This window comes from Pseudanabaena sp. Chao 1811, from assembly GCF_027942295.1.
Lineage (GTDB): Bacteria > Cyanobacteriota > Cyanobacteriia > Pseudanabaenales > Pseudanabaenaceae > Pseudanabaena.
In genome coordinates, this window is record NZ_CP101416.1 from 1,005,027 (window position 1) to 1,017,558 (window position 12,532).

General features: G+C 40.7%; 11 protein-coding genes. 3 read left to right on the forward strand and 8 right to left on the reverse strand.

Annotated elements, in window-relative coordinates; all coding sequences use genetic code 11:
* Position 1: 1 nt before the first annotated feature.
* Positions 2 to 286: a YggT family protein gene (locus NMG48_RS04835; RefSeq protein WP_126390402.1), complete on the reverse strand. Its 285-nt coding sequence runs from the start codon at positions 284 to 286 to the stop codon at positions 2 to 4.
* Between the two features lie 219 nt (positions 287 to 505).
* Here NMG48_RS04835 and alaS point away from each other — a divergent pair, with 219 nt between their 5' ends.
* The 3 genes from alaS to NMG48_RS04850 all read left to right on the forward strand — a co-directional run bounded on the left by alaS (position 506) and on the right by NMG48_RS04850 (position 7,400).
* Positions 506 to 3,148 carry an alanine--tRNA ligase gene (gene alaS, locus NMG48_RS04840; RefSeq protein ID WP_271254219.1) on the forward strand — a complete coding sequence of 881 codons (2,643 nt, stop codon included), beginning with the start codon at positions 506 to 508 and terminating at the stop codon, positions 3,146 to 3,148.
* A gap of 69 nt (positions 3,149 to 3,217) precedes the next feature.
* Positions 3,218 to 6,544: an HsdM family class I SAM-dependent methyltransferase gene (locus tag NMG48_RS04845; RefSeq protein WP_271254220.1), complete on the forward strand. Its 3,327-nt coding sequence runs from the start codon at positions 3,218 to 3,220 to the stop codon at positions 6,542 to 6,544.
* A gap of 25 nt (positions 6,545 to 6,569) precedes the next feature.
* Positions 6,570 to 7,400, forward strand: a complete 831-nt coding sequence (locus NMG48_RS04850) for an ATP-grasp domain-containing protein (protein WP_271254221.1) — start codon at positions 6,570 to 6,572, stop codon at positions 7,398 to 7,400.
* A 41-nt stretch (positions 7,401 to 7,441) separates the two neighbouring features.
* On the opposite strand, the gene NMG48_RS04855 is transcribed toward NMG48_RS04850, so the two are convergent.
* The 7 genes from NMG48_RS04855 to trpC all read right to left on the reverse strand — a co-directional run bounded on the left by NMG48_RS04855 (position 7,442) and on the right by trpC (position 12,504).
* Positions 7,442 to 7,588, reverse strand: a complete 147-nt coding sequence (locus NMG48_RS04855) for a chlorophyll a/b-binding protein (protein ID WP_126388604.1) — start codon at positions 7,586 to 7,588, stop codon at positions 7,442 to 7,444.
* Between the two features lie 316 nt (positions 7,589 to 7,904).
* Positions 7,905 to 8,354, reverse strand: coding sequence for a photosystem I reaction center subunit II PsaD (locus NMG48_RS04860; protein ID WP_271254222.1), 450 nt, complete (start codon positions 8,352 to 8,354; stop codon positions 7,905 to 7,907).
* 256 nt (positions 8,355 to 8,610) lie between these two features.
* Entirely contained in the window at positions 8,611 to 9,012 is a 402-nt protein-coding gene (gene ruvX / locus NMG48_RS04865; RefSeq protein ID WP_126388608.1) for a Holliday junction resolvase RuvX, read from the reverse strand.
* Between the two features lie 67 nt (positions 9,013 to 9,079).
* On the reverse strand, positions 9,080 to 9,958 hold the full coding sequence (locus NMG48_RS04870) for an alpha/beta hydrolase (protein WP_271254223.1): 879 nt from the start codon (positions 9,956 to 9,958) through the stop codon (positions 9,080 to 9,082).
* A 27-nt stretch (positions 9,959 to 9,985) separates the two neighbouring features.
* The gene (locus NMG48_RS04875; RefSeq protein WP_271254224.1) at positions 9,986 to 10,639 is read right to left on the reverse strand and encodes a type I restriction endonuclease subunit R; all 654 of its coding nucleotides are present in this window, start codon (positions 10,637 to 10,639) and stop codon (positions 9,986 to 9,988) included.
* A gap of 144 nt (positions 10,640 to 10,783) precedes the next feature.
* Entirely contained in the window at positions 10,784 to 11,578 is a 795-nt protein-coding gene (locus NMG48_RS04880; protein ID WP_271254225.1) for an HNH endonuclease, read from the reverse strand.
* 56 nt (positions 11,579 to 11,634) lie between these two features.
* Entirely contained in the window at positions 11,635 to 12,504 is an 870-nt protein-coding gene (trpC, locus tag NMG48_RS04885) for an indole-3-glycerol phosphate synthase TrpC (RefSeq protein WP_271254226.1), read from the reverse strand.
* Between the last annotated feature and the right edge of the window lie 28 nt (positions 12,505 to 12,532).

The window sequence follows — 12,532 nt, forward strand, 5'->3', positions numbered from 1 at the left end:
TCTATTGAAGCATGGTCAAAATGCCTTGCTGACCGAGCAACATTTCCCGCAAAAGGCTAAAAATGCCCACACCGATCACAGGGGAAATATCAATGCCGCCGATGGGTGGGATTAATTTCCGCAGCACGAATAATAAAGGCTCAGTAGGGAAAGTAATCAGGCTATAGGGAAATTGCTTGAGGGGAATCTGGGGATACCATGTCATCACGATGCGAAATATATACATGAGGATGAATAGTCCCAACACAATATTGAGCGCAAGAGAGCTAACAGCGATCGCGTCCACGATAGTCACCAATTTTCAAAACTTATTGCGATCGATCCTAACAGTTTTACTAATTTTTGCTTAACCATAGAAGCAATTCATGAATTGCCACGACAGTCTGAACTTAGTGGCATAATACTAGATGGACAAATTATGCCAATTCGTAATATTGTTTACGGATTTTTAGCGACCGATCGCTTTTTACCCAAATCTTGAAATCAAACCCTAAATCATAAGTTCATGGCTAGCCTTCCCTCCCTTACTGGTGCTGAAATTCGTGCGAAATTCCTCAAGTTCTTTGAAGAGCGTAATCACAAAGTACTACCTAGCGCCTCCCTCGTCCCCGCCGATCCCACCGTACTGCTCACCATCGCGGGAATGCTACCATTTAAGCCGATTTTTTTAGGACAGCAAGAGCCTGAAGTCCCTCGCGCCACCACATCTCAGAAATGTATCCGTACCAATGACATTGAGAATGTGGGGAGAACTGCGCGTCACCATACCTTTTTTGAAATGTTGGGGAATTTCAGCTTTGGTGACTATTTCAAAAAAGAAGCGATCGCTTGGGGATGGGAATTAGTAACTAAAGTATTTCAATTGCCACCCGATCGCCTCGTAGTTAGCGTCTATCAGACCGATGATGAGGCTCTTGCGATTTGGCGCGATGCGATCGGGATTCCTGCTCATCGGATTCAGCGTATGGGTGATGATAACTTCTGGGCATCGGGCGCAACAGGTCCCTGTGGACCTTGCTCGGAAATCTATTATGACTTCCATCCCGAATTGGGTGATGATGCGATTGATTTAGAAGATGATTCGCGCTTCCTAGAGATTTATAACCTTGTCTTCATGGAATTGAATCGTGATGCTCAAGGGAATCTGACCAAGTTGAAGAAGCAGAATATTGATACGGGCTTAGGCTTGGAACGGATGGCGCAGGTATTGCAAGGCGTTCCTAATAATTACGAAACCGATCTAATCTTCCCAATTATCAAAAAAGCTGCCGATATTGCAGGGCTTGACTATCACAAGAGCGATGAGAAAGTCAAAACTTCGCTCAAAGTAATTGGCGACCATGTGCGATCGGTAGTGCATATGATTGCCGATGGAATTAATGCCTCTAACGTTGGACGTGGTTACATTTTGCGTCGCCTCCTGCGTCGAGTCGTGCGTCACGGTCGCTTAATTGGTATTTCAGGGACATTTGCCTCCGAAGTTGCCGAAGTTGCGATCGCTCTTTCCGAGTCAGTTTATCCCAACACTCGCGAAAGAGAGCATGTGATCAAGGATGAAATCAAAATCGAAGAGACTCGCTTCTTACAAACCCTAGAGCGTGGTGAGAAGTTGTTAGAAGAAATTCTGGCAAAGCCTGAAGTAAAAGCTAGCAAAACTATTTCGGGTGTTGATGCCTTCACTCTTTATGATACCTACGGATTCCCTCTTGAGTTAACTCAAGAGATTGCCGAAGAGGAAGGTTTCAGCGTTGATGCCGATGGCTTTGAATCCGAAATGAAGAAGCAACAGGAGCGATCGCAAGCTGCCCATGAAGATATTGATTTACTAGCAAAAGACAACTGGGTAAATATCGCTAAGGAAATCGGTAAGACGGAATTTCTTGGCTATACAGAACTCAGTAGCACCGCTACGGTCAAAGCAATTCTAGTCAATGGCGAACTCACGAAAAAGGCGATCGCAGGCAGTAAAGTCCAAATCGTGCTGGATCGGACTCCCTTCTATGCGGAGTCTGGCGGACAGGTTGGTGATAGGGGTTATCTTGCCATTGGTGAAGCGATAGCTAAAATTAGTGATGTGCAAAAGCAAGCTGATTTATTTATCCATATTGGACAAATTGAACGCGGCGAAATTGCGGTCGGTGATAGTGTCAATGCTCAAATCGCCCTATCCGAGCGCCGCCGCATCCAAGCTCACCATACCGCTACCCACCTATTACAATCAGCCCTGAAGAAAATCGTTGATTCTAACGTTTCTCAAGCAGGTTCTCTCGTGGATAGCGATCGCCTCCGCTTTGACTTCAATCTCAATCGTGCCGTCACCGCCGAAGAAATCCAGCAAATCGAACTCCAAATCAATAACTGGATTGCAGAAGCCCATGACTCTGTAATTGAAGTATTACCCATCGCTCAAGCCAAAGCGAAAGGTGCGATCGCCATGTTTGGTGAAAAGTATGGTGCTGAAGTCCGCGTGATGGATATTCCTAACGTATCGATGGAACTTTGCGGTGGTACGCACGTTAAGAACACCAGCGAAATCGGTGTATTCAAAATCATTTCTGAAACTGGTGTTGCCTCAGGTGTGCGCCGCATCGAAGCGATCGCAGGTCAAGCAGTTCTAGAATATCTAACCGTACGTGACAACATCACCAAGGACTTAAGTGATCGCTTTAAAATTAAGCCCGAAGAAATTAGCGATCGAATTACAGGTTTGCAGAATGAGTTGAAAAATTCCCAAAAAGAAGTAGAAACTCTCAAGCAACAACTTGCCCTAGTCAAAGCTGATAGCCTTCTGACTGAAACTCAACCCGTTGGCGATTTCAAGGTCTTGGTAGCCCAACTCCCTGACATTGAAGCCGAAGCTTTAAAATCTGCCGCTGAAAAACTCTCTGCGAAACTCGGCAACAGTGCCGTAGTTCTCGGCTCCTTCACAGAAGATGGCAAAGTAACCTTGGTTGCTTCCTTCAGTAAAGAGGTCAATGCTAAAGGCTTACAAGCTGGCAAATTTATCGGTGCGATCGCCAAAATCTGCGGCGGCGGCGGCGGCGGTCGTCCGAACCTCGCCCAAGCAGGTGGCAAAGATGCGAGCAAATTGCCAGAAGCTCTAGAAGCTGCGGAATCTCAGTTAAAACAAGCGCTCAGTAATTCTTAAAGTCCATACCAGCGATCACTTTCCATGTTTTTTCAGTAAAATCAATTTGTAAATCTCCAGACTAGTATTTTGTCCAAAAAAACATCTAAGCAACCACCTAATCCTTTAACCAAATGGCTAGCGTTAAATTGGGATCGTCCAGAGAGATCGTATAATCCCGATGTGCGTGATTTTTTGGCGGAATTACTGCGCTATCCGAAAGATTGTGTGGTGACTGAAGATAAAGTAACTGGCGGCTATCCTGATATTAAATTACTCACGCTCGAAAAAATGGCTTGGGTGGTGGGAGATTTAAAAAAAGATGATTCAGAGTTAACTATCGATCATGGTCGGCACAAGCTATGGCATCAAAAATCTAAGTATGTTGAAGGCTTGACTCGCTATGTTTTGTTTCTGACAGCACATTATCTTTGGGTGGTTTTACCAACTGGTGATACGGTTGTCGGTTTTGAAGAGCCTTTGGATTTAACGGCGATCTCTTTTAGTGAATTACAGGACAAGCTTAATTTCCTAAGTTACGAACAGGCAAACCACAATAATCTATGGGCAACATTTATCGAAGGTCAACTGCCATATATTTATCTAAAACTGGATGATGAGCAGGCTCTTGAGCGTTTACGTCAAGATTTACAGGCTAGTTTTACAGAATTAACTATTTCCGCAGAGCAGGCGATCGCCTCATTAGCCAATGAATATACACAATTTCAGCATCAAGAACAGGAAATAGAGCGTAATCTGGTGTATGCCAGTCAAGATGCTCAACGCCGTGCCAAAGTTCGCTTAAAGTTTAAATCTGATTTTCATCGTCATCTTTTTGAAGAAATTCTGCCCCGCTTTGAAGATCAGTATGGAAGGGATATCAATGCCAAAAGTAATCAAATTAAAGAACGGATTCGGGAATCTTTTGTCGCTGACTCAGTGGCTGTGTTAGTGGCGCGAGTCTTATTTTTGCGATTAGTTGAAGATTTAGAATTAACCAAAAAACGCAAACTTTCTAATGGCGGTCCTCGTGACTGGGCGGATTTTGTTGATTATTTGACAGGAGACGCTAAAGCGCTGGTACAACTAGTTGCTGAGGATGCAGGGCGACTATATCATGAGCCGTTTGAGCAGGGTCTATTTGACTGGATCTATGAAACTAATGGTGCGTTAGATGAATCGTTGCAACGATTGATCATTCGATTTAATGCCTACGATTTTGCGGGCTTATCTGAAGAGATTTTAGGTGATATCTATCAAAGTTTTTTACCGCCAGCGAAACGCAAACGTCTCGGTGAGTTTTATACACCAACCGCTTTAGTGGATTGGATCTTGGAACAGACAATTTTTAGTCATGGTGATGGGAAATTGCTTGATCCTTCCTGTGGTAGTGGTTCGTTTTTAGTACGCTATGTCCATCGCTGTTTACAGGAATCAAGAAACAGAGGTATATCGATTAATGATTCTCATAATCCGATTGTCAGGGATCTGCAAACCAATGTATGGGGCTTTGACTTAAATCCCTTTGCCGCTTTTATCAGCCATTTTCAATTAATGTGGGCTTTAATTCGGTTCAAGCCATCAACGACAGATATTCCTAAAGTTCACATTTATAATTTAAATAGTCTACTGAAGGATGATGATTTAGTTCCATTTTTAGGTGAAGAATTCTTTCCCGATGGTTCCATTGAGCGCGATCGCCAACAGTGGAAATATATCGTAGGTAATCCGCCCTATATTCGTGCAGAACGGGTGAAGTATGGCGATGAAATGAAGGGCTTATGGAATCAGATTTGGGGTCAAAATGCTGATACTGGTTTAGTATTTCTCTATCGTGCCTTGACGGAGTCACTGGAATCTGGGGGTTGGTTGGGAATGGTGGTAAGTGGTGGCTATGCTAATTCTGAGGCAGCCGCTAAGATTTGGAAGTTACTATACCCAAATCGTGAAGCTTCCTTAAGAAAAATTGTCTGGTTGGAGTTTGCTGGCAAAATTTGGGATGCTAATGTAATTCCGATGTTGTTGATTATCGAAAAAGTTCCTGCTCAGGATAATGACAAAATTGAAATTTATGTGCCTGATCAAGCTTCTCAAACTTTATCCAAAAATTTATTAAAGTGCGATCGCCCAGTCAAGATTAGATACAAAGATTTCTTTGATGCTAAAGTCAGCCCCAGAATTACAGATATTAATCTCAGCGATTCGGCAGAAGGGCGATGGGGTAACTATCTATTGCCATTGCTGAAACCTAAAGATATTCCCATTCTCAAAAAACTATATCCAAGCAGCGATCGCGGCAAAATTGTCGAGTTAAAGCAAGCCGTAGAACCACAACTCAGCCGCAATAATCGTCCTTTCTGGTTTACCTATGGCATTCAACGGGGCGGTACAGAAGTTACAGAAGAACCAACAGGCGAAAATTCTGTTCAAGTTATTGCAGGGCGGAGTATTTCGATAGGATGGACAGGAGAATCGGTTGGCTGGGTTGACTTAGATATGGTTAGAGAACGACCATACGGCAAACTCAGTCTGTGGGCAGAAAAAATGCATGAAAAATTCTTAGTTGTAACTAATATTGGTTTAGTCCCCACAGCTTCGTTAGTTACTAACGGATCTATTGCTGCTGTTGATTCTTTGATTATCGCTTTACCGAAAGCTAATCTTGATCCTAAAATTGTTGTTACTTATATAAATAGCAAGTTAGCACGTTTTTATTACCTAGTTAGACTGCGTACAGGAGTATTAGCAGGATCATCTCGCGCTCACGTTTATCCTCGTGTTCTTGAGGCTATGCCTTGGGTAAAAAATCTAAATTCAAGTATTGAGCAAACTTTGGTTGATAATTACAATGAGTTGGCAAGATTAGCAGCGATCGCTAAAGATAACCCTGATGAATGGTTATTATCTGAAATTGAAAACTTAATTCAAGCTAGACGATATCGAATCACCGATCGCATTCTTGCGCTTAATTTAGTACATTGGACTGCTGAAGATATTCAAGCTGAAGAACTGAGACTAGATGATAGATTTATTCGTGCAGGTGAATCTTTCTTAGAATTATTAAATGCAGATTTAGCTGAATTAGTTTATAAACTTTTGATGTTAACTGCTGAGGAAGATACGCATATCTCTAAGTCAGTTATTCAGAAGTTAGTGGTTCCCCATAACTATGCTGAAGTGATTCAAACCTATAAACAAAAGGTGATTGACTTTCAAGAAGTTGAAGCCGATTTCTTTAGGGTTCTAGCCCGAATCGATCAAACTGTTTATGAAATGTTTGAACTCACCAAAGAAGAGCAAGCACATATCGAAAGCCGCTTATCGAGTTTTCCATTAAATAAATTGCAACCGCGCTATCCTTGGCAGACGGTTAAACCAAGACCGATTAAAGCCTATACCAGCGATCGCTTTGTCTAGATAATAATCATGGAATTAAAGAATCATGCTGACTAACATCAGAATGCTCATACAAGCTTGCAAAAAATCATCTATTGCCTACGAAATTTTGCATCCGAATCAGAATGTGGTTAAGGTCAAATTTGGCGATCGCGAATATTATTTCACTAACTACTCAACGCCTTTAACGTCGCAATCTGTTGCTGAGATTTTTAAAGACAAACAGTATTTTTATCAAATCTTTCAAGACGTAGTGAAGATGCCGCGCACGATATCTTTTATTTCTCCTTACTGTGATGAAAAGTATTTAGAGTATTTAGAATTTCCTTCTATCGATAAAATTATTAACGAGATAGAAAGAAATTTTGCGTTACCAGTTATTATCAAAAGAAATCGAGGATCGGGTGGAAATAACGTTTTTAAATGTACTAACTTACCAGAAATTCGCAAAGCTTTAGATCATATTTTCAACGTTAATAGTAAAAATTATGATTATGTAGCACTGGTACAAGAGCCTATCAATATTGTTAAAGAATATCGTTCTGTTTGCCTTAATCAAGAGCAAATAGTTTTATACGAAAAGGATATCTCTCAAGCAGTGTTTACAGGTAATCTCAGCCCATTGCATTGGGAAGGGGCAATCGCGAAACAAGTAAACGATGCTCAAGTTATACAGGCGATCGATCAATTCATTAAACCAATTTTTCAGAAAATGGCGATCGCCTATGTGGGTTTAGATGTTGCCTTGGATGATCAGGGTAATTACTGGTTGATTGAGGCGAACTCGCATCCGAATTTTGATATTTTCATTCGGGACAATGGCGAAGAAGCGATCGTGCAGCTTTTCCAAAAAGTCCTCGAATATTTAAAAACATAAAAAAGGGGCAGCGCTAAGCGCTGCCCCTTTTTTAATTAAAACTATAGCAAGCCAATTTGAGAAAGAATACCTTGACCAGTGAGCAACTCTGTCGCTAAACCGATAACGAAGCCAAGCATTGCAAGACGACCGTTCCAAGTTTCAGCGAAGTTATTAAAACCAAATTTGGGTTCTGTAGTGTCAGACATTGCAATTATCTCCTTTGTGTTTTGATTTTCAGACTTTAAAAATCTTTGCTTGAATTAATAATACTTTATATTTCTTAACACACCATACCACCTAGGGTAGATTCGATAAGGCTATCAGAGTCATTACCAAAGTAAATGATTAACAAGGGGCTTAAGTCCCTTGTCTAAAACTTGCATTTTCAAAGAGATAGGCGGCGCGAAGCGCCGCCTATCTCTTTTTGATAACAAAACAAAAGCTACCGAAATCTAGCGATCGCAGTAGCTTTTGCAAAAAATAAAAATGAATGAGAGCAATGGTAATAGCCAAGGCTATTAATTAGGCATCGTAAGTAGCCTTACCTGTAAACTTAACGCTTATAGGATTAGGGTTATCACCAATCTTGCGACCGACGCTATTAGCAGCAACGCGACCAGCATTCACCTTCTCAGGGAATACGCCATCTTGAGGATGGAGATACACTTGGTCACCATTTGGAAATTCGCGCCAAATTTTATAATTGGTGATCTTAAATTTACGCAACTGTGTACCTAAAGCAAGTGCTTGCTCTTTCTTTGCTAAGTAGAGTAAGTTGTCGCCCTTGACCATAGTTGCAGCGCCGCCAGTAGGAAGTTCAAATACTTGCTCTTTAGGGCTGTCCCAAGAGATCAGATACTTTTCTTCGGTAAAGGCTGCGTTGAGCAAACCACCTGTGCTACCGCCCCAGATAGGGGTTTTGCCAGTAGGTTTAGGAGCGGTAAAGCTCGCTGTTGCTTGTTCTTCTGACATTGAGATGTTCTCCCAAATTGCGTATACGCTTTTGATATCAAGTGCAAAGATATCATTTCTACATACCCCTGCTTCAAGCTTACTTAATGTTACTTTACGAAGCTTGACAAAACTTTTCTCAAAAAAACTCACGCGAAGTGGGAGCTTTTTTGAGTTAATTAGCTGGGCGCAATTAAGTATAAAACCCTAAAAGCTGTGGCGCACGCGCAGCGTGCGCCACAGCTTTTGGTTCTATTTTTTAATTATGCCTAGCTACTTAGGAGCTAATTAGTCTACTTAAATATCTTTCGATGAGGATCGCTGCCACAATGTCATCAATGGGACGGTCAGGCGATCGCATTCCACGGGGGACTAATTTCATTAAACCTGTTGCAGGATAAATGTCCCAAAATCTTTGTCGCGCCTCTTCACTACTATAACGCTCGTCTACAGTGATGATCCGCAAATCGGGGAATGATGCTTGCAACTTCGCTTTCCATTGCTTAGATGCGGTTTGATCGCCCATCACCATCAATGATATGGGGTAACTATCTAATAAGTTACCAACTTTAGCGATCGCCTCAGCGCTGGGGATAACTGCCTGAAAATGTAGCTTCCGATCTAAGCCCATGACAGCAACACCACATTTTTGTTTTCCGGGATCGAAACCTAGCAGCACAGATAGATATTCCTAAGTTAATAATTCGTAATTCGTAATTCGTAATTTTTGTTTACGTCGATGATGATTATATCTTTTGCGTAAATTCGTTGATGCCATTGCGGTAAGTTTCGCTCGAGTCTAGAAAGCCACCATTATGATCACCGCGCAATTTAACTAGTTTTTTCGGTGCATTGGCTACTTGAAAGTTTTTTTCGCCATGAGGAAACGGGATAATCTCATCCTCAGTGCTGTGAATGATTAATACAGGAATTTTGATATTCGGCAGGCGCTCAATGGAATTGTAGGAAAATTTTGATAATAGGCGAATTGGCAGGAATGGGTAAAGCTCGGCGGCGCGATCGCTAATTGAGGTAAAGGTCGAGGCAAGGATCAGCCCTGCTGCGAAATTTTGAGGATTTTGTTGAGCAGTAGTTTGGGCAATGTAGGAAGCGATCGCCCCACCTAGAGATTCGCCATAGATAATGATTTTTTGAGGTGGGATTTTGCGTTCTTGGGTGAGATATTGCCAAGCTGCCTCAACGTCTTTATAGGTTCCTTCTTCACTCGGCTGTCCTTCACTCTTGCCATAGCCGCGATAGTCAAATAAAAATGTGGCAAGTCCTAGGTCTTTAAATATCGGTAAATAGCTAACACGATTACCAATATTGCCACCATTACCATGACAAAATAAAATCACTGCTTTACCAATAGAGTTGTTGTCTTTTGCAGGTACAAACCAAGCAGATAAATTGACGTTATCTTTAGTAGTTAGTTGAATATCTTCAAATTTTAAGCCAATAGATTTTGGTGTTTCTAGGACATCTTTACTTGGCATAAATACCATATTTGCCTGTCCGAAATATAAGGCGATCGCTAAGCCAATATAAGCAAGAACAAGAACCCGAATCACTGGTAGCAAAAACTTCTGAAATATTTGAAATAATGGTTGCAAATTCTGGCTCATATTTCCTCTGTTATTAGCGATCACCGATCAAGTTTGTTGAAACAATTTAGAGATTTTCTTAAGAATCATAAGTACAGAGCAGAGTTCATTAGTCTTACGGTTATACAGTGAGAAGTCATTGGAAAACTGATATTGAGTGATCTCCCCTTTCAGCACTTTTAGGAATATTGAAAATCCACCATTGCTGATAAATCCATAGGTTGGTTGTGATTGATTAGGGCTATCCAGCATATAGGTAAGTGCTTGAGCCATGACTGATTCGATACTAAATGCTTGTCCTTTTGATTCAATTACTAGAACCCATAGTTTTTTGTGAATCACGAGTGTGTCAATCCGACCTTGATAGATGGTTTCTTCATTGTCATCAATATCTACCGATTCAATCTGAACGGGATATTCTGCTCTGATGTCGAAAGGCGGATCGTAAAAACTTGCCATTTCAAGCAAAGGTGCGATCGCGATTTGATTAACTAGTCCTTCGCTAATATGTCCATGATGGCGATGGTAAAGATAGCGCTCTTTTAATAGATCACAACGTTCTTTCTCAGCTTCGGTTAACTCTGGTAAATCTTCATACCATTCATTAAAAAAGCGATCGCTAATAGCTTGCTGTGCCGAAAACTTTGTTTCTACTTCTAGCAAACTATTAACATATTTAGAAATTGCTAATATCCTTACCATTACCTCTATCTCTTCTTGTTATATATCAATATTTTTGAGCTTATAGATTTGTACTGATAAGCATATTTGTAATATCAGAAAAAGCTTTCTTTAGTATGATTTCAGTTTTAAAGCTATAAATTCTTAATATCTATAAATATAAGTTTAACCTACAAATATTTTTTCTCTATGATATTTAAGAAAATCTTGGTCAGGATGAAATTTTTCAGGCATTTGGATCGGCTGATTGCGATAAACACCAAAGTTTTCTTTTATAGTCTTTTCTGACAAAAAATCTTTGATATAAGAACTTAAAATAATTTGATAATTTGAGTCAATAGTAATCAGTCCTTTATCAAATGCCTTATCTTGTGTGCTACTAAGGCAAAGTCCATTATGAGGATTTAGGCGATGCTCTGGATATTGGCTCCAAGGCAGAATATGACTAGCAACCAAAAGTGTTGCAATAGGATTTCCAGTAATACAACAACGTCCATAGTAATTACTTATTACAGTTTCTCGAAAGAATTTTTGACCGATACGGACTTTGACTGTAGCTTCAGATTCAGTTGATATTGAAGTGTTTTTATTAGCTAGTTTTTGTGAAAATATTTGAGGCTGAGTAGATTCTAATTCTGTTATATTGCTGTCAAATAACAACTGAAACTTTTCTTCGCTTTCATAGCCAAGAACCTCCCAATTCTCATTAAATTCTTTCCATATTTCTCTATCTGCTTTACTTGCTCCTTGTAGCCCCTTAATACCTCTTGCTTGCAAACTTGTATCAAGTGAGGCAAAATTAACAAGCTTCATGGCTAAACTACTTGGGGTTCTATCTATCTTTCGTGAGACCTCAATAATTATAGGTGTACGATGATGAAGCTGACCAAATGAGAGTTTGCAATATAAGTTCATTGCAATAATAAGTTCATCCCTTGACCATCTTCTACGCTCGGACATATTTACCTAATAAAATACAAAATGAGATAACAAACTGAATATTAGGGATTTCAATTTTACTTGTCTAGCAGATTTTTCACTGCTTCTTGAATATTTTCTTGTTTGATTAAAGACTCACCTACTAGTACTGCGATTGCACCACAATTTTGCACAAAATCTAAATCTTGACGGGTATAAATACCAGACTCGCTTACCCAGAGATATTTATTTCTAGTTTCTGGATCTAGTCTATCCATTAAAACTTTGGTCTGCTCAAGCTCGACGACAAAATTTTCTAAATTGCGATTGTTAATCCCGATTAAGCGCACATCAGGAATTCGCAAAACCCGATCTAATTCCTCTTGAGTATGTACCTCAACTAGAGCCGTCATTCCCAACTGATGAATTAATGCTTGTAACTCAGTCAAATCGGCATCAGTGAGAATAGCTGCAATTAGTAAAACAGCATCCGCACCATGCGATCGCCCCCAATAGATTTGATAGGGGTCAATAATAAATTCTTTGCAAAGTAACGGTAAATCAACAACTTGGCGTACTAATTGCAGATTTTCAAAACCACCTTGGAAAAACTCTGAGTCGGTCAATACCGAAAGACAACTTGCGCCACCAATTTCATAGGCTTTCGCGATTGCTTGCGGATCAAAATCTTCACGAAATACGCCTTTGCTGGGCGATGCTTTTTTGACCTCAGCGATCAAGGCAGGCTGGGTACGGGAATTTTGTAAACTGCCATAAAAGTCTCTCGCTGGTGGCACATTTGCCAGTTTAGCTTTCACCGCATCTAGTGACTCGCTGGCATACATTTGAGCCACCTCTCGCTCCTTTTGCCAGACAATTTTTTCTAAGATATTTTGGGGCGCATCAGTGATAGGGGCGATCGCATAACCTTTGTGTTGGGCAAATTCAGACTGGCGGCGTACTTGCATGGACGGAAATAGCTCTTACGGTGAAAGG

Excerpts from the sequence above, each read along its gene's own strand:
- NMG48_RS04875 (WP_271254224.1), bottom strand. The coding sequence starts at position 10,639 with ATGGTAAGGATATTAGCAATTTCTAAATATGTTAATAGTTTGCTAGAA.
- NMG48_RS04860 (WP_271254222.1), bottom strand. The coding sequence starts at position 8,354 with ATGTCAGAAGAACAAGCAACAGCGAGCTTTACCGCTCCTAAACCTACT.
- NMG48_RS04850 (WP_271254221.1), top strand. The coding sequence starts at position 6,570 with ATGCTGACTAACATCAGAATGCTCATACAAGCTTGCAAAAAATCATCT.
- NMG48_RS04870 (WP_271254223.1), bottom strand. The coding sequence starts at position 9,958 with ATGAGCCAGAATTTGCAACCATTATTTCAAATATTTCAGAAGTTTTTG.
- NMG48_RS04855 (WP_126388604.1), bottom strand. The coding sequence starts at position 7,588 with ATGTCTGACACTACAGAACCCAAATTTGGTTTTAATAACTTCGCTGAA.
- NMG48_RS04880 (WP_271254225.1), bottom strand. The coding sequence starts at position 11,578 with ATGTCCGAGCGTAGAAGATGGTCAAGGGATGAACTTATTATTGCAATG.
- alaS (WP_271254219.1), top strand. The coding sequence starts at position 506 with ATGGCTAGCCTTCCCTCCCTTACTGGTGCTGAAATTCGTGCGAAATTC.
- trpC (WP_271254226.1), bottom strand. The coding sequence starts at position 12,504 with ATGCAAGTACGCCGCCAGTCTGAATTTGCCCAACACAAAGGTTATGCG.